Origin of the sequence: Cupriavidus sp. KK10, from assembly GCF_018223725.1 — a bacterium.
In the GTDB taxonomy this organism is placed as follows: Bacteria; Pseudomonadota; Gammaproteobacteria; order Burkholderiales; family Burkholderiaceae; genus Cupriavidus; species Cupriavidus necator.
Window position 1 is genome coordinate 6,261,851 of record NZ_CP073677.1, and the last position, 16,070, is coordinate 6,277,920.

Annotated in this window: 15 protein-coding genes; 11 read left to right on the forward strand and 4 right to left on the reverse strand. The window is 65.9% G+C overall.

What is annotated here, in order from left to right; all coding sequences use genetic code 11:
* Positions 1-2 precede the first annotated feature (2 nt).
* Positions 3-572: a M48 family metallopeptidase gene (locus KB879_RS29125; RefSeq protein ID WP_211980352.1), complete on the forward strand. Its 570-nt coding sequence runs from the start codon at positions 3-5 to the stop codon at positions 570-572.
* Here the strand turns inward: KB879_RS29125 and KB879_RS29130 are convergent.
* Positions 557-1,453: an endo alpha-1,4 polygalactosaminidase gene (locus KB879_RS29130; RefSeq protein WP_013958155.1), complete on the reverse strand. Its 897-nt coding sequence runs from the start codon at positions 1,451-1,453 to the stop codon at positions 557-559. The two genes, KB879_RS29125 and KB879_RS29130, sit on opposite strands and share 16 nt — an antisense overlap.
* Before the next feature lie 417 nt (positions 1,454-1,870).
* Between KB879_RS29130 and KB879_RS29135 the strand changes: the two genes are divergently transcribed.
* The 4 genes from KB879_RS29135 (at position 1,871) to KB879_RS29150 (ending at position 6,912) form a co-directional block, all read left to right on the forward strand.
* Entirely contained in the window at positions 1,871-2,773 is a 903-nt protein-coding gene (locus KB879_RS29135) for an amidohydrolase family protein (protein ID WP_153955448.1), read from the forward strand.
* A gap of 47 nt (positions 2,774-2,820) precedes the next feature.
* Positions 2,821-3,735, forward strand: coding sequence for an amidohydrolase family protein (locus KB879_RS29140; protein WP_153955447.1), 915 nt, complete (start codon positions 2,821-2,823; stop codon positions 3,733-3,735).
* A 116-nt stretch (positions 3,736-3,851) separates the two neighbouring features.
* On the forward strand, positions 3,852-5,294 hold the full coding sequence (locus tag KB879_RS29145; RefSeq protein ID WP_153955446.1) for a UbiD family decarboxylase: 1,443 nt from the start codon (positions 3,852-3,854) through the stop codon (positions 5,292-5,294).
* Positions 5,295-5,520: 226 nt separating this feature from the next.
* Positions 5,521-6,912, forward strand: a complete 1,392-nt coding sequence (locus KB879_RS29150; RefSeq protein WP_211980353.1) for a nucleobase:cation symporter-2 family protein — start codon at positions 5,521-5,523, stop codon at positions 6,910-6,912.
* 5 nt (positions 6,913-6,917) lie between these two features.
* Here KB879_RS29150 and KB879_RS29155 read toward each other — a convergent pair whose 3' ends face one another.
* Positions 6,918-7,823, reverse strand: a complete 906-nt coding sequence (locus KB879_RS29155; protein ID WP_153955470.1) for a LysR family transcriptional regulator — start codon at positions 7,821-7,823, stop codon at positions 6,918-6,920.
* A 214-nt stretch (positions 7,824-8,037) separates the two neighbouring features.
* Between KB879_RS29155 and KB879_RS29160 the strand changes: the two genes are divergently transcribed.
* From KB879_RS29160 to KB879_RS29180, 5 genes are all read left to right on the forward strand, one after another.
* The gene (locus KB879_RS29160) at positions 8,038-8,910 is read left to right on the forward strand and encodes a xanthine dehydrogenase family protein subunit M (RefSeq protein WP_211980354.1); all 873 of its coding nucleotides are present in this window, start codon (positions 8,038-8,040) and stop codon (positions 8,908-8,910) included.
* Positions 8,898-9,404, forward strand: coding sequence for a (2Fe-2S)-binding protein (locus KB879_RS29165; protein WP_153955443.1), 507 nt, complete (start codon positions 8,898-8,900; stop codon positions 9,402-9,404). Before KB879_RS29160 ends, KB879_RS29165 begins: the two co-directional genes overlap by 13 nt.
* Positions 9,404-11,692: a xanthine dehydrogenase family protein molybdopterin-binding subunit gene (locus tag KB879_RS29170; protein ID WP_153955469.1), complete on the forward strand. Its 2,289-nt coding sequence runs from the start codon at positions 9,404-9,406 to the stop codon at positions 11,690-11,692. The genes KB879_RS29165 and KB879_RS29170 overlap by 1 nt, the downstream gene beginning before the upstream one ends.
* Positions 11,689-12,285 (forward strand): UbiX family flavin prenyltransferase, encoded by a 597-nt coding sequence (locus KB879_RS29175; protein ID WP_153955442.1) that lies wholly within the window; start codon positions 11,689-11,691, stop codon positions 12,283-12,285. The genes KB879_RS29170 and KB879_RS29175 overlap by 4 nt, the downstream gene beginning before the upstream one ends.
* A 62-nt stretch (positions 12,286-12,347) precedes the next feature.
* Positions 12,348-13,436 (forward strand): GTP-binding protein, encoded by a 1,089-nt coding sequence (locus tag KB879_RS29180; RefSeq protein WP_211980355.1) that lies wholly within the window; start codon positions 12,348-12,350, stop codon positions 13,434-13,436.
* Positions 13,437-13,469: 33 nt separating this feature from the next.
* Here the strand turns inward: KB879_RS29180 and KB879_RS29185 are convergent, their stop codons facing one another.
* Both KB879_RS29185 and KB879_RS29190 read right to left on the reverse strand, forming a co-directional pair.
* Positions 13,470-13,952: a MaoC family dehydratase gene (locus KB879_RS29185; protein WP_153955440.1), complete on the reverse strand. Its 483-nt coding sequence runs from the start codon at positions 13,950-13,952 to the stop codon at positions 13,470-13,472.
* A gap of 54 nt (positions 13,953-14,006) precedes the next feature.
* Positions 14,007-14,990: a tripartite tricarboxylate transporter substrate binding protein gene (locus tag KB879_RS29190; protein ID WP_194946878.1), complete on the reverse strand. Its 984-nt coding sequence runs from the start codon at positions 14,988-14,990 to the stop codon at positions 14,007-14,009.
* Positions 14,991-15,146: 156 nt separating this feature from the next.
* On the opposite strand from KB879_RS29190, the gene KB879_RS29195 reads away from it, so the two are divergent.
* Entirely contained in the window at positions 15,147-16,049 is a 903-nt protein-coding gene (locus KB879_RS29195; RefSeq protein ID WP_211980356.1) for a LysR family transcriptional regulator, read from the forward strand.
* The last annotated feature ends 21 nt before the right edge of the window (positions 16,050-16,070 follow it).

Here is a 16,070-nt window from a genome sequence, read left to right on the forward strand (position 1 = left end):
CCGTGAGTGAAATCTGGCGCCCCGCCGGCAAGGACCCGACGCGCTTCCTGGGCGGCTACCCGCCCGGCGTGCTGGAGCAGGTGCGCGAGCTGATCGCCGCCGGCCGGCTCGGGGACCATATCGCCCGGCGCTACCCCGGGCGCCATACCGTGCAGACCGACCGCGCGCTGTACGAGTACACCACGGACATCAAGCAGGAGTATCTGCGCAGCGCGCCGCCGCTGCACAAGGTCGGCTTCGATGCGCGCCTCGATTCGGCCCAGCGTGCGCTGGGCCTGCACACCGCGATCTCGCGCGTGCAGGGCGGCAAGCTCAAGGCAAAGAAGGAAATCCGCGTGGCGTCGCTATTCAAAGAGGCGCCGCCGGAATTCCTGCGCATGATCGTCGTGCACGAGCTCGCCCACCTGAAGCAGAGCGATCACGACAAGGCCTTCTACCGGCTCTGTGAACACATGGAGCCGCGCTACCACCAGCTGGAATTCGACACCCGCCTGTGGCTGGCGTGGCGCGAACTGGACAAGGCGGGGACGGCGGCCGCCCCCGCCCCGGCAATTACTCAGTCGCAGGCGTAGCGCGAGCTGCCGTCCAGGTTGGCCGGCATCACCAGCGTGCGCAGGTTCGCTGCCCTGGCCGCGGCACACAGCGCATTGCGCTGGGACACGGTCTTGTACCTCGACTTGTACTCAATGTTGAAGACCGCCTTGCCCTGGCCGGTGAACGCCGAATAGGCGCCGCACTCCTGGTACTGGAAACACTGCTCGTTGACGGCGAAATCAAAGTCCGCCGCCAGCTGCCCGACCTGGTCGATATCATTTTTCAGGCCGATGGCAAGGCCGCGCGCATGCGCCTCGGTCGCCAGGAAGCGGTTGTAGTCCAGCTGCGTGTCGGCCGTCAGCGGCAGACCCGTGCTGTTGGTATAGCCGTCGACATTGTCCGCATCCACGCCATCGCAGCGCTTGGACACGGCCAGGTTCATGCGCGCCTGCATGATCCGGCGCACGTTGGCCGAGCGCGTATCCACCCAGCGCTCGCCGGCCCAGCCTGACAGCGGGCTGCCCAGATCGCTCGCGGTGAACTGGCTGTAGTCTGGACGCCAGTCTTCCGCGCTGCCGGCCGAGAAATAGCAGACCACGCGCTGGCCCTTGGCGTGCAGCGCGTCGATGGTGGCCTGCGGCGTGTCGAACAGGTCGAAGTTGTACATCACGACCGGGTAGCTGGTATTGAGCTTGCCGGTGAGCTGGATCTGCCAGGTGTCGGTGATCGCGGGCATCCAGCGCGTGGTTGTGCTGGTGACAGTGGTAGCCGTGGTGCCGTACTTTGTGGCTTCCGTTGCCGTTGCTGCGGCCGGCGACGCCATCTCCGTCGCGTCCCCGTCCCCGCCGCAGCCGCCCAGCGCCATTGACAGCGCAACAGACAGCATGGCCCCCGCCATGGCTGCATATTTGCCGTGCATGATTTCCCCCTTCCTTGTCGTAAACCCCGTTGAAAAGCAATCGGCCCATGTTGTCCCCGCCCTGCAGCGGCGGGCCTGCCGCTGTGGTTTATGCAATGTAGCGGATTGGTACCATGGTTTGGAATGCCCATGCGCCCGTTGTTCGTGCGGCGCAACACATGATGCGCTTGACGCAACGCTGAGGCGCTATGTATAAAGAGCGCGTGGGTAGAAGCGGTCGATTGGACAGCAGCGGTGCAATGCCGCGAGGTTCAACTGGAGATTGCTCACTGACGGAGTGTTTCGTCGGTGGCGCAGTGGTCCAACAGCTCCCCTGACAAAGACTCCCGATAGCAGCATGCAAGGCCGGCCCCGCGGCGTTGTTCGCGCACGCCCGCCGCATGCGTGTCCAACCTAGTCATTGTTAGGGGATCTCCCATGATCATCGACACCAGCTGTTATCCGACCAACCTGGTGGACCTGGCCTGGCGCCACGACGGCGACCCATTCACCGGCGAGCGCCTGATCCAGATGATGGACGGCCCGTTCACCATCAACGGCAAGCCGCGCCGCATCGACAAAGCCTTTATCCAGCCCCCGCAGGGCAATACCATCTACACCTACACCGACGGCGTGAAGTCGGGCAGCGAGTCCATTGACGCGTACATGGCCTACACCGCGGAGATGGTGAAGAAGTACCCGGAGCGCTTTATCGGCTGCTTCGTCTACAACCCGCGCTGCGGCGTCGAGAACGGCGTCAACGCCATGGAGCACTACGTCAGGAAGCTGGGCTTCAAGATGGTCCAGTTCCAGGCCAACATGCATGCCTACCGCCCGGACCGCGCCCTCGACTGGCTGCGCCCGGCGCTGAAGAAATGCGCCGAGCTGGGCGTGCTGGTAAAGCTGCATACCGGCGACGGCCCCTACAGCATCCCGACCGAATGGGTGCCGATGATGAAGGAGTTCCCGACGGTGAACTTCATCATGGCCCACTTCGGCGTGCAGACCGGCGGCGTGTATTGCTTCGAGCCGTTCCAGATGGCCATGGACATGCCCAACGTGTACTGCGAATCGGGCTGGTGCCTGCAGTCGCGCATCGTCGAGTTCGCCAAGGTGCTGCCCAGGCACAAGATCCTGTTCGGTTCCGACACCCCGCCCAACGAGCCCGGCATGTGGCTGCGCCTGCTGGAAGTGCTGTGCTTCGAGCCGCCCCAGGGCCTGAACCTGGATGAAGACACGCTGGAGGACTACCTCGGCAACAACGTCGCCCGGATGATCGGCCTGGAGCCGACGCCGGTCCCGCGCACGCTCGAAGAAGCGAAAGCGCGCCTGGCCGCGTAAGCGCACACAAGCCCGCGCCACCGACAACGGACTCCGGAGCACACAACATGATTATCGATACCCATCTGCACCCGACCAATCTCGTCGACGAAGCCTGGCGCCACACCGGCGAGCCCTTCAACGGCGAGCGCATGCTCAAGATGATGGACGGCCCCTACATGATCAACGGCAAGCCGCGCCGCATCGACATGGGCTTTATCCAGCCGCCCCCGGGCAACACCGGCTACCGCGACGGCAACCGCCGCGGACGCGAAGGCATCCGCGACTACATGGCCTACATCGCGGAGCTCTGCCAGAAGTATCCCGACCGCTTTATCGGCAACTTCACCTTCAACCCGCGCTGGGGCCCGGAAGAAGGCGCGCAGGAGCTGGAATTCCACGTCAAGGAATATGGCTTCAAGATGCTCAAGCTGCATGCCAACATGCACGGCTACCGCCCCGACCGCGCGCTGGACTGGCTGCGCCCGGCGATGAAGGTCTGTGCCAAGTACAACGTGGTGGTGCTGATCCACACCGGCGACGGCCCGTACACGATCCCGACGATGTTCTACCCGATCATCCGCGAGTTCCCGATGGTCAATTTCATCATCGGCCACTTCGGCATCCAGACCGGCGGCAACTACTCGTTCGAGGCCTTCTGGATGGCGATGGACACGCCCAACGTGTATTGCGAATCGGGCTGGTGCTTTCAGTCGCGCATCGTCGAGTTCGCGCGCCAGCTGCCGCGCGACAAGATCGTGTTCGGCACCGACACCCCGCCCAACGAGCCCGGCATGTGGCTGCGCGAGCTGGAGATGCTGTGCGGCCCCGCGCCGCAGGGCATGGACCTGGACGAGGACGGGCTGGAGGACTACATGGGCAACAACATCGCCCGGCTGGTCGGCATCGAGACCACGGCGCCGCCCAAGACGCAGCAAGAGGCACTGGCGCGGCTGAAGGATACGTACGCCAGCACGCGCTGACGTGTAGTCGCTAGCCGCTAGCTGTTCGGCAGGCAGGCACGGCACGGCGGCCGGGAGCATTCCCGGCCGCCGGGGCAGCCTTCGCCCTGGCCAACCCTGACCACAGGAGCCGATCCATGAACTCACCCTCAGCGCCCTTCGCCTCAGCGGCATCGGCGCGCAAGCCCTTCCACGACACCTCGCAGGACTTCCACCAGTTCCTGGCCGCCTACCGCGAGGCCTTTCCCGAAGACGTGCTGCATATCCGCGAGCCGGTCGGCGCCGACCAGGACCCGACCGCGCTGGTGTGGGCGCTGGCCGCGCAGGGCCGCCATCCGGCCTTGCTGTTCGACCATGTCGAAGGACTGGGCACGTCGCTGGCAACCAACCTCTTTGCCTCGCGCGAGCGCGTGGGGCGCATGCTGGGCGGCGTGCCGCCCGCCGGCATCCATGCCGAATACCAGGCCCGCAGCCGCCGCATGGTGGCGCCGCGCGTGCTGGACAGCGGTGCCGTCACCGGCCATGTCGAGACTGAACCTATCGACCTGCGCACGATCCCGGCGATCAAGCACTTCGCCACCGACCGCGGCCCCTACATCACCAACGCGATCCTGATCGCGGAAGACCCCGACACCGGCATCGGCAACGCCAGCTACCACCGCTCGATGCTGCACTCGCCGACCGAGATCGCCACCAGCCTGCATTCGCGCGGGCACCTGTGGCGAATGCAGCAGCGCGCCACCGAACTGGGCCGGCCGCTGCCGGTGGCCATGGTGATCGGCGCGCATCCGCTGTTCATGCTGGCCGGCGCCGCGCGGCTGCCGTTCGGCGTGGACGAGCGCCACGTTGCCGGCGGCCTGTTCGGCGCGCCGCTGGAAGTGGTACGCACGCCGCGCCACGGCATCCTGGTGCCGGCGCATGCCGAGATCGTGCTTGAAGGCGTGATCGATCCCGACGCGCGCGTCGAGGAAGGCCCCTTCGGTGAATTCACCGGCTACTCGTCGGACCGCTCGACCAACAACCTGCTGCGCGTGGAAAGCGTGATGCGCCGCACGGATGCATGGCTGGTCGACGTGGTCGGCGGCAACTCGGCCGAACACCTGAACCTGGGCCGCATCCCGCGCGAATCGGAGATGGTCGAAAAGCTCAGGGAGCGCTTCCCCGGCGTCACCGCCGTGCACTACCCCAGCTCCGGCACGCACTTCCACGCCTACGTGGCGCTGCGCCAGAGCCGCCCCGGCGAGGCGCGCCAGGTGATGCTGGGCCTGCTCGGCTGGGATCCCTACCTCAAGACCGTAGTCGCGGTGGATGAGGACGTCGACATCACCCGCGATGCAGAGGTGCTGTGGGCAATGGCCACGCACCTGCAACCGCACCTGGATGTGGTGATGGTCGACGGACTGCCTGGCAGCGCACTCGACCCCTCGGCATCGGGTGCGGGCACCACGTCACGCATGGGGCTGGACGCCACGCGCGGACCTGCCTTCGACGGTATCCGCGCGCGCATCGACCCTGCCGCGATGGCGCGCGCGGCAGCACTGCTGAAGCGGCTGGAACGTGCGGGTTCCCATATGCCGTAAGGGATAACCCGCTGGAAACGGCGGATTCATCGTTTAACCCGATCGATAAATCCGCCGCACACGTTGTACCCTCCCGCCGCCGCTGTCATGCTGGATTGACAAGACAGGACAGGCGCGGGCTTCGCACGAGAGGATGGCACGACCATCCCACAGAGGAAACGCCGGCGACCTTGGCGACACGTTAGCGCAATGCGCGACCGGCGTGGTACCGACCAAAGGAGACAGCATGAACCCCACCCTGCCTACGCAAGGGAATGCCCCCGCGCATCCCGTCGACGAGGTCCTGCCCCCGCCCCGCCTGCTGGCCCTTGGCCTGCAGCACGTGCTGGTGATGTATGCCGGCGCCATTGCCGTGCCGATGATCATCGGCGGCGCCCTCAAACTGCCCAAGGACCAGGTGGCCTTCCTGATCGCCGCGGACCTGTTCTGCTGCGGCCTGGTGACGATGATCCAGAGCATCGGCATCTGGAAGATCGGCATCCGCCTGCCGGTGATGATGGGCGTCACCTTCACCGCGATCGCGCCGATCATCGCCACCGGCTCCAATCCGTCGCTGGGCCTGCCGGCCGTGTTCGGCGCGGTGATGGTGGCGGGCATCTTCACCTACATGGCCGCGCCCTATGTCGGCAAGATGGTGCGCTGGTTCCCGCCGGTAGTGACTGGCACCGTGGTGCTGGTGATCGGCGTCTCGCTGATGCGCGTCGGCATCAACTGGGCGGCGGGCGGCAACCCGACCATCAACACGGCGGCCGGTCCCGTGCCCAATCCCAACTTCGGCCTGCCGGTGAACATCGCCATCGCCACCGCGGTGCTGTGCACAGTGCTGGCACTGGTGGCCTTTGCCAGGGGTTTCCTGTGCAACGTGGCGGTGCTGATCGGCATTGCGGTGGGCTTCGGGATCGCGCTGTCGCTGGGCAAGGTCAACTTCGAAGGCCTGCACAACGCGCACTGGGTGGAACTCATCACGCCCTTCCACTTCGGCTGGCCCACCTTCGATGCCATGACCGCGGTCACCCTGTGCGTGGTGATGATCGTGATCATGATCGAGGGGGTGGGCCAGTTCCTGGCGCTGGGCGAGATCGTGGGCCGCCCGGTGGGCTGCGACGACCTCGCGCGCGGCCTGCGTGCCGACGGCGTGGGCGCACTGGTGGGGGCGGTGTTCAACACCTTCACCTACACCTCGTACGCGCAGAACGTGGGGCTGGTGCAGGTCACCGGCGTGCGCAGCCGCTGGGTCTGCGCCACCGCCGGCGGCATCCTGATCGTGCTGGGCTGCCTGCCCAAGCTGGCCTTCTTTGCCGCATCGATCCCGCAATACGTGCTGGGCGGCGCCGCGCTGGTGATGTTCGGCATGGTGGCCGCCACCGGCGTGCGCATCCTCGGCCATGTGGACTTTGTCGAGAACAAGAAGAACGCCTATGTCGTCGCCGTCAGCGTGGCGCTGGGCATGATCCCGCTGGTGTCGGACAAGTTCTTCGCGCAGATGCCGGAGCTGCTGGCCAAGTTCTGCCAGAACGGCATCCTGCTCGGCACGCTGACCGCGGTGCTGCTGAACCTGCTGTTCAACGCCCGCTCGCCGGTCCCCCAGGCCCACGGGCTGGCGAAGGAGCCGGCATGACGTAGTTAGGCTGCGTCGGCCAGTTTGGCGCGATAGCGCATCAGCAGATCGCGGAAGGCCTGGGCCGGCGGTGACAGCGACCGGTCCGCGTGCACCAGCAGCGAGATCTCGCGGTGGATCACCGGATCGGTCGGCATCACCGTGGCCAGCCCCAGCGCGGAAGTCAGCCGCGTGACCGCCGCGCTCATCACCGCGATGCCCAGCCCGGCATCCACCATGCCCACCATGGTCAGCGGCAGGAACACCTCGTGCACCCGCTGCAGCGAAATGCCGCGCGCGGCCAGCGCGGTATCCAGGCAGTCGCGGATCGGGTTGCCCTTGTGCGGCCCGATCACGGGCAGGCCCGCCACGTCTTCCCAGCGCAGCGTCTTGCGCCGCCGCAGCGGATGATGCGCCGGCATCACGATCACGAAGGGATCGGACATCAGCCGGTGCGCGCTCAGCTCGGGCTGGCCCTCGGGGATGGTGCCGATGCCGAAATCCACCTCGCCCGAGCTGACCATCTTGGTCACCTCATGCTCGGACACGTCGTGCAGTTCCACCTTCACGCCGGGATGGCTCACGCAGAACTCGCGGATCACGCGCGGCAGCATCAGCGCCGCCTGGATCGACGAGGCCGAGATCGACACGCGCCCGCGCCCCAGCGTGCGCAGCTCGCTGGAGTTCTCGATCACGCTGTCGATATCGGCCACCGCCTTCTTCACCAGCGGCAGCAGCTCCGCGCCCGCCTGCGTGATGTGCAGCTGGCGCGTGTGGCGGTCAAACAGCTTCAGGCCGAGGTTGCCTTCCAGTTCATGGATCAGCGCGCTGACCGATGACTGCGACAGGTCCAGCTTCTCGGCCGCGCGGGTGAAGTGGCGCTCCTGCGCCACGGCGATGAACGCACGCAGCTGGCGCAGCGACACGTTCATGTTGCTGATGTTGGGCACGTTGTCTGCCTCCGGAATGTCGGGGTGCGCTCTTGCTTTGCCAGGTTTGGCCGGCGCGTCTGATTCAGAGGGTAACACGATCAATTAATCCGTTTCCGGGCCTTTACCGATGAAGGCCATCCGCCCATGATGACTTCAACGGTGCGGCCCCACACGACAGGCAAGACGCCGCCGATGGCACAGACCAGGAGGAGCAATGAGAGCGTTTGAATATTTCGAACCGGCAACGCTGGCGGAAGCCTCGGCCATGCTGCACCGGTGCGGCGGCAAGGCCAGCGTGCTGGCCGGCGGCACGGACCTGCTGGTCCAGATCAAGGAGTCCGTGCGCAAGCCCGAGCAGGTGATCAACATCAAGAAGATCCCCGGCATGGACGTGCTGACGTTCGACCCCGTCAACGGCCTGCGCATCGGCGCGCTGGTGACCACGCGCGCGGTGGAGACCTCAGGCTTCGTGCAGCGCCACTACGCCAGCCTGGCGAAAGCCGTGACGGACTTCGCCTCGATCCAGGTGCGCCATCGCGCCACGGTGGTGGGCAACGTCTGCCGCGCGTCGCCGTCGGCCGATTCGATCGCGCCGCTGGTGGCGGATGGTGCTTCGGTGCACCTGTATGGCCTGTCCGGCTCGCGCGAGCTGCGCGTGGAGGACTTCGTCACCGGCGTTGGCAAGACCGCCATCGCGCCGGACGAGATCGTCACCCGCATCACCGTGCCGGCGCCGCGCCCCCACACCGGCAAGGTCTTCCTCAAGCATGGCCGCCGCGTGCAGATGGAACTGGCCACCGTCGGCGTGGCGGTATCGCTGACGGTCGAGAACGGCTACTGCGCCGAGGTCGGCATCGTGCTCGCAGCGGTCGGCCCCACCCCGGTACGCGCCGTGCGTGCCGAACAGGTGTTGCGCGGCCAGCGCGTGACGGACGCGCTGATCCTGCAGGCCGCGCACGCTGCCATGGGCGAAGCGCGCCCCATCAGCGACGTGCGCGCCAGCGAAGCGTACCGGCGGCAGATGGTCAGCGTGCTGACCCGCCGCGCCCTGGAACAAGCCCCGGAGGCCGCAACATGCGAAAGATAATTGAACTCGTCATCAACGGCGAACCGCGCGAACTGGCGGTGGAACCGCACGGCACGCTGCTCGACGCCCTGCGCAACGACGCGTGCCTGACCGGCACCAAGAAGGGCTGCGACGTGGGCGAATGCGGTTCGTGCACCGTCATCATGGACGGCCAGCCGATGAATTCCTGCCTGGTGCTGGCGCCCGAAGCGCACGGCTGCCACATCACCACCATCGAAGGCGTTCAGCCCACGCCCGACACCGTGCACCCGATCCAGGAGCAGTTCATGCAGTGCGGCGCCGCGCAGTGCGGCTTCTGCACGCCGGGCTTCGTGGTGATGGCCAAGGCGCTGCTGGATGAGAACCCGCGTCCCACGCGCGACGAAATCCGCTTTGCCATTGCCGGCAATATCTGCCGCTGCACCGGCTACACCAAGATCATCGAGGCCATCGAGAGAACCGCCGAGGCCATGGACTTCGCGGGCTGCAAGACCCGCGCCAGCGAGGAGGCATGATGACCCACGCCGTGATCGGACACAGCGTCAAGCGCACCGACCTGCTCGACAAGGTCACCGGAAACGCCAGATACGTTGCCGACATGCCCTTCCCCGGCCTGCTGTTCGGCAAGATGAAGCGCTGCAACGTCGCGCACGCGAGAATCCGCCGCATCGACACCGCGCGTGCGCTGGCATTGCCGGGCGTCAAGGCCGTGCTGACCCATGAGAACGTGCCGCGCGTGCTGCACGCCGGCTCGCCCCACCCGCGCTCCGCCTCGGTGACCTGCGACCAGTACATCCTGGACGACAAGGTGCGCTACTGGGGCGAAGGCGTGGCTGCGGTGGCCGCCATCAGCGAAGAGATCGCCGAGCGCGCGGTCGAGCTGATCGAAGTCGAATATGAAACGCTGCCCGCCGTCTTCACCACCGAGGACGCCGAGCGCTCCGATGCCCCGCGCATCCACGACCGCGAACCCGGCGGCAACCTGGTACTGCCGCCGGTGATCATCAAGCGCGGCGACGTGGAAGCGGGCTTTGCCGAGGCGGACTTCATCCTCGAAGGCATCTACGAAGGCGGCCGCCCCACCCCCGCCTACATGGAGCCCAACGTCTGCACCACCAGCTGGGACGGCAACGGCAACCTGACGGTGTGGATCTCCACCCAGACCGCCTTCATGGTGCGCGGCATCATGGCCGAGGTGCTAGGCCTGCCGCTGCACAAGGTGCGCGTGCTGGTCGACCACATGGGCGGCGGCTTCGGCGCCAAGCAGGACCTGTTCCAGCAGGAGTTCCTGTGCGCGCTGCTGGCGCGCGAGACGCGCCGACCGGTGCGCATGGAATACACGCGCGAGGAAACCTTCCTCGGCGGCCGCACGCGCCATCCGGCCAGGATCTGGCTCAAGCAGGGCTTCCGCAACGACGGCACCATCACCGCGCGCCAGGCCAAAGTGGTGTTCAACTCCGGCGCCTATGGCTCGCATGGCCCGGGCGTAACCAATGTCGGCACCGCCGCCATGGTCTCGCTGTACCGCTGCGACAACGTCCTGCTGGAAGGCCGCTGCGTCTACACCAACAGCCCCATCGCCGGCGCCTTCCGCGGCTATGGCGTGGTGCAGACCTATTACGCGCTCGACGTGCAGATGGACGAGGCCGCCGAACACCTGGGCCTGGACCCCGCCGGGCTGAAGCTGAAGAACGCCGTGCGCGAAGGCGACATTGCACCGTCCAACCATCCGCTGATCGGGCACGGCCTGGAGGCCTGCATCGAGAAGGGCATGGAACTTGTCGACTGGCCCGCGCTGCGTCGCCGCCCGCGCGACACTAGCGGCCCGATCCGCACCGGCTGGGGCCTGGGCTGCGAGATGCACGGCAGCAGCGCCTATCCCGGCATCAAGGAACAAGGCAACGCCATCATCAAGATGAATGAGGATGGGACCGTGGTGCTGCTGACCGGCGCGGCCGGGCTGGGTACCGGTGCGCATACCGCCCTCGCGCAGATCGTGGCAGAAGAACTGACCCTGCCGTTCGAAGCGGTGGCGGTCGTGCACGGCGATACCGACGTCGTGCCCTGGGACATCGGCGCCTTTGCCAGCCACACCACCTATATGGTCGGCAAGGCCGCGCAGATGGCGGCGGGCGAGATCAAGCGCCAGCTGTTCGATCGCGCCGCGAAGCTGATGGAATGCGAGCCTGAGGCCCTGACGCTCACCGCCGGCGTGATCGCCGTGCGCGACCGCGACGGCCCGACCCTGACCGTGCGCGAGGCCGTGATGCCGCGCAAGGGCATCCCCGCCGCGCAGCTGGTGGGTACCGCCACCTATCACCCGACCAAGTCGTATTCATTCGCCGCGCATTTTGTCGAGGTGGCGGTCGATACCGAAACCGGCTTCATCACCGTGCAGCAGGTGGTGCCAGTGCATGACGTCGGCAAGGTGATCCACCCGGTCGCGGCCGCGGGGCAGATCGAAGGCGGCATCCAGCAAGGCATCGGCCATACGCTGTATGAGGACTACCAGATCGACATGCGCACCGGGCGCTCGCTCAACGCCAACTTCGTCGACTACAAGATGCCGCTGGCGATGGACATGCCGCCCATCCACACGGTGATCCTGGAAGCGGCCCCCGACCCCGGCGGCCCGTTCGGCGCCAAGGGCGTGGGCGAGGACCCGATCGTCGCGATCGGGCCGGCGATTGCCAATGCGGTGTTCGATGCCGTCGGCGTGCGCTTTCGGCACTACCCGATCAAGCCGGAGCAAGTGCTGCAGGCACTGGCGGAGAAGGCAGCGAAGGAAGGCGCCGCCTCATGACCCGCAAGCAACGCCTGGTGGTCGCCATCACCGGCGCCAGCGGCGCGGTGTACGGCGTGCGCATCCTGCGGGCACTGTCGACGCTGGACGGCTGGGAGACCCACCTGGTCTGCTCGCCGTCCGGCCTACTGACCGCGCACCATGAACTGGGCCTGCAGCGCCCGCAGATCGAAGCCATGGCCGACGTGGTGCACAACGTGCGCGATATCGGCGCCACCATCGCCAGCGGCTCGTTCCGCTGCGATGGCATGGTGGTGGCGCCGTGTTCCATGCGCACGCTGGCCGCTATCGCCACCGGGCTTGCCGACAACCTCGTCACCCGCGCCGCCGACGTGATGCTCAAGGAGCGCCGCCGGCTGGTGCTGCTGGCGCGCGAGACGCCCTTCCACCTGGTGCACCTGCGCAACATGACCACGGTGACCGAGATGGGCGCCATCGTGCTGCCGCCGGTGCCGGCCTTCTACACACATCCGCAGTCAGTGGACGACATCGTCAACCACACCGTGGGGCGCGTGCTGGACCTGTTCGACGTGCCGCACGACGGGTTGGTGGAACGCTGGGAAGGCTTGCGCCCCAACGTCGCTACCGCCTGAAGGGAACAAGAGAACTTTCGCCCCGCGATAGCGGGGAACGCAGTACCCAATCAGGAGACAACATGAACGCACCTGCCGTCGCACAACAGCCGCCCGTCCCGGTCACCATCCTTACCGGCTTCCTCGGCTCGGGCAAGACGACGCTGCTCAACCACATCCTGACGCAGAAGCACGGCCACCGCATCGCCGTGATCGAGAACGAGTTCGGCGAGGTCGATGTCGATTCCGACCTGGTGATGACCTCGGACGAAGAGATCTACCAGATGACCAACGGCTGCATCTGCTGCGTGGTCGATGTGCGCACCGACCTCGTGCGCATCCTGCAGAAGCTGCTGGAGCAGCCCGAGCGCTTCGACCATATCCTGGTCGAGACCAGCGGCCTGGCCGATCCCACGCCGGTGGCCGCCACCTTCTTCATGGATAACGAAGTCGCCAAGCAGGTCACGCTGGACGGCATCCTGACGCTGGTGGACGCGGTGCATATTGAAAGCCACCTCGATGATCCCCAGCTGACCGGCTTCGACAACCAGGCCGTCGACCAGATCGTGGCGGCCGACCGCGTGATCCTCAACAAGACCGACCTGGTGAACGCCGCGCAGCTCGACAGGCTGGAGGCACGCATCCACCGGCTGAACGAGGGCGCGCAGATCCTGCGTTCCAACTTTGCGCAGGTGGACCTGGCCAAGATCCTCGGCATCGGCGGCTTTACCACGGGCACGATCCAGGCAGACGCGCACGATGACCACCACGATCACGCGCACGACCACGACCATCACGACCATGTGTGCGACGAGCATTGCGACCACGTGCACGATGACGACGCGCATGGCCACCGCCATGATCCATCGGTCACGTCCGTATCGCTGGTGTTCGACCAGCCGTTCGACCGCCAGCGCCTGGAGCACGGCCTGAAGGCCCTGCTCGCGGCGCAGGGCGACGATGTGTTCCGGATGAAGGGGATCGTGGCGGTGGAGGGCGATGACCGCCGCTACGTGCTGCAAGCGGTGCACCGGCTGATGGATTTCCATCCGGCCGATGCGTGGGGCGCGGATGCCGCGCAAAGCAAATTCGTGTTTATCGGCCGGCACCTCGACAAGCTGCGCTTGCAGACGCTGCTGAAGGTCTGCCTGCCCGTGGCCCAGGCAGCCTGACGGTCCTGACCAGCAGCGGGGGCTGACTTCCCGTCAGCCCCCGCTGCCGACCCGCGCTGGCACGCGCTTGCGCAGCAAGTACCTTTGCGTCCCCTCCATGACGCAGACGTCGTTCTGGTTTCGCACCTCCGACCGCATCGCCAGCACGCCAGTCGTACGGCCGGGAACCAGCTCGGTGACGGTGAGGCGGCAGTACAATGTATCTCCAACAAAGACAGGTGCGAGGAAGCGGCTGCTCTGCTCGATAAAGCCCTTCAGGGACTCCTCGACCATATGGGGGAACAGGCCTGCCCCCGCGGCAGTCTGTATCACGACCTGGAAGCCGTGTGCCAGCATGTGCGGCATGCCGTGAGCACGGCAGTACTCAACATCGTAGTGAACCGGATGGTTGTCCCCGCTTGCCAGCTGGAACGCAGCGAACAGCGCGTCGGTCATGGTGCGGGACGGCAGATTGAAGTGCTCTCCGAGTTCGAAATCCTCAAAGTAGCGTTGCGGACAAAGTTGATAGGCATTCATGGCTTCTCCGTGTTCCTGATGGTTGGTTCCGGCGCTGGCGTGCGCAGACTTCGCTCAGTCGGCTTTCATATTCGTGGCGACGGCCACCCGCTTCCACTTCTCCAGTTCCGCGCGCAGGAATTTGTCGAGCCCCGCTGGTGTAGGCTGGGTCTCCAGCTGCAATCCGAGTTCGAAGGCTTTGCTTTGCAGGGCGGGATCGCTGAGTGCATCGCCGAGGGTCGAGACCAGCTTCTGGACAACGGCCGACGGTGTTCGGGCTGGCACGAATACCGCATTCCAGGTGTACGCCTCATAGCCTGACACGGCTTCCGCAATCGCCGGCGTCTCCTTGGTCTGCGGCAGGCGTTTTCCCATCGACGTTCCCAGCAATCGCACCGTTCCCGCGCGCACCTGCGCCAGCCCTGTCGGTGCGCTGTCGATCATGAATTCGACATGGCCACCGATAAGATCGGCCATGGCAGGCGCGCTCCCCCGATATGGGACGTGGACCGCTTTCGTTCCCGCCGTGTAGTTCAACAGTTCCCCGGCGAGATGCGGGGCACTGCCAACTCCCGCCGAACCATAGTTGACCTGACCGGGACGCGACTTCAGATACGCGATGAATTCCGGCAGTGTTTTCGCCGGAACGCCCTTGTTCACAACCAGCACCAGGGGCGCACGAGCCGCCAGCCCGACTGGCGCAAAGTCCTCGATCGTGCGATACGGCAGGCTGGCGTGAATGCTTGGGTTCACGGCATGCGCGACAGTGGTCAGCAGCAACGTATAGCCGTCCGGTGCGGCTTTCGCCGCGAGCTCGGTGCCGACTATCGTGCCGGCCCCCGACTTGTTCTCGACAACCACCGAGGTGTTCAGCTTGCGGCCCCAGCTTGCAGCCAGCGATCGGGCGAAGGTGTCCGTCGGTCCGCCAGCGGGATACGGAACGATGAGTCGGACAGGCCGCACCGGGTAGTCTGTCTGCGCCACCGAAGGGGACGCACAGGCCAGGAGTGTCGCGGCACTGCCCAGCGCGCTGGCGATCCTGCGCAAGAGTATGGTCATGTTGGTCTCCGATTCTTTTTTGCGTAGCACAGCGGTAGCTGCGGTGACGAACCGAAATATAGAATCGGACCCTACAAGGACACCAGTCGAAAGCTCCTGGGGTGTCGTTAGAATTTTTCTAAGCACCCCGGGAACTGTCGGCCAACGGAGACAAGCGTGCGTTTCGAACTCACCGATCTGCGAGTATTCCTCGCCATTGCGCAGGCCAAGAGTGTGACGGCAGGAGCGTCAGATATGCATTTGACGGCGCCTTCGGCCAGCTACCGCCTCAAGAACCTCGAACAGGCGATGGGCGTCCCGTTGTTCAACAGGACGCAGAAGGGCATGGCCCTGACGCCGGCGGGCGAGACAGTACTGCGCTATGCCGAGGCAATCATGGAGAACGTCGAACGCCTGCAGTCGGAGATGCGGAGCCATACCGACGGCATTGAAGGGCATATCCGTGTCTACGCGAACAGTAGCACCATGGCCAGCCTGCCCGCGGCACTTAGCAGGTTCCTGGCGGCGTACCCGAATGTCAATGTCGATCTGGAGGAGCACCTCAGCGAGGACAGCGTGCGGGCCGTGATCGAGGACCGTGCCGACGTCGGACTGGTGGCCGGCGCGATCGACATGCGGGGCCTGGAGTTCATTCGATACGGCGTCGATGAGCTGATGTTCGTGGTTCCGGCACGCCACCAGTCAGGGTTGCTCGACAAGATGTCCCTTGCACAGGCGTTGGCGTACGACCTGGTATCCGTCGGCAGCAAAAGCAGCAATTTCCTCTTCCTCAATGACATGGCCGCGCGTGCCGGCATCAAGCCACGCGTTCGCGTGCATGCACCCGACTTTGCCGCGGCCATGCGTTGCGTACAGGAAGGCGCCGGCATCTCGCTCGTGCCACGTTCCGTAGCGGGTCCCTTGATTGAGCAAGGGGTGGTGGAAGGGGTCACCCTGGATGAGCCATGGGCCCGGCGCGAGCAGCGGATTGTCGTGCGGAGCCAGAAGGCGCTCCCGGCCTATACGCGCGACTTTATCCGCTATGTCGCCGAATGGGGCGCACCGGACGCCGCGCCGTAAGGCCACGCAAGCGGCCAGTTT

What these genes read in the sequence shown, in the direction of transcription:
- KB879_RS29130 (WP_013958155.1), bottom strand. Translation starts at nt 1,453, where the DNA reads ATGCACGGCAAATATGCAGCCATGGCGGGGGCCATGCTGTCTGTTGCG.
- KB879_RS29135 (WP_153955448.1), top strand. Translation starts at nt 1,871, where the DNA reads ATGATCATCGACACCAGCTGTTATCCGACCAACCTGGTGGACCTGGCC.
- KB879_RS29140 (WP_153955447.1), top strand. Translation starts at nt 2,821, where the DNA reads ATGATTATCGATACCCATCTGCACCCGACCAATCTCGTCGACGAAGCC.
- KB879_RS29145 (WP_153955446.1), top strand. Translation starts at nt 3,852, where the DNA reads ATGAACTCACCCTCAGCGCCCTTCGCCTCAGCGGCATCGGCGCGCAAG.
- KB879_RS29150 (WP_211980353.1), top strand. Translation starts at nt 5,521, where the DNA reads ATGAACCCCACCCTGCCTACGCAAGGGAATGCCCCCGCGCATCCCGTC.
- KB879_RS29155 (WP_153955470.1), bottom strand. Translation starts at nt 7,823, where the DNA reads ATGAACGTGTCGCTGCGCCAGCTGCGTGCGTTCATCGCCGTGGCGCAG.
- KB879_RS29160 (WP_211980354.1), top strand. Translation starts at nt 8,038, where the DNA reads ATGAGAGCGTTTGAATATTTCGAACCGGCAACGCTGGCGGAAGCCTCG.
- KB879_RS29165 (WP_153955443.1), top strand. Translation starts at nt 8,898, where the DNA reads ATGCGAAAGATAATTGAACTCGTCATCAACGGCGAACCGCGCGAACTG.
- KB879_RS29170 (WP_153955469.1), top strand. Translation starts at nt 9,404, where the DNA reads ATGACCCACGCCGTGATCGGACACAGCGTCAAGCGCACCGACCTGCTC.
- KB879_RS29175 (WP_153955442.1), top strand. Translation starts at nt 11,689, where the DNA reads ATGACCCGCAAGCAACGCCTGGTGGTCGCCATCACCGGCGCCAGCGGC.
- KB879_RS29180 (WP_211980355.1), top strand. Translation starts at nt 12,348, where the DNA reads ATGAACGCACCTGCCGTCGCACAACAGCCGCCCGTCCCGGTCACCATC.
- KB879_RS29185 (WP_153955440.1), bottom strand. Translation starts at nt 13,952, where the DNA reads ATGAATGCCTATCAACTTTGTCCGCAACGCTACTTTGAGGATTTCGAA.
- KB879_RS29190 (WP_194946878.1), bottom strand. Translation starts at nt 14,990, where the DNA reads ATGACCATACTCTTGCGCAGGATCGCCAGCGCGCTGGGCAGTGCCGCG.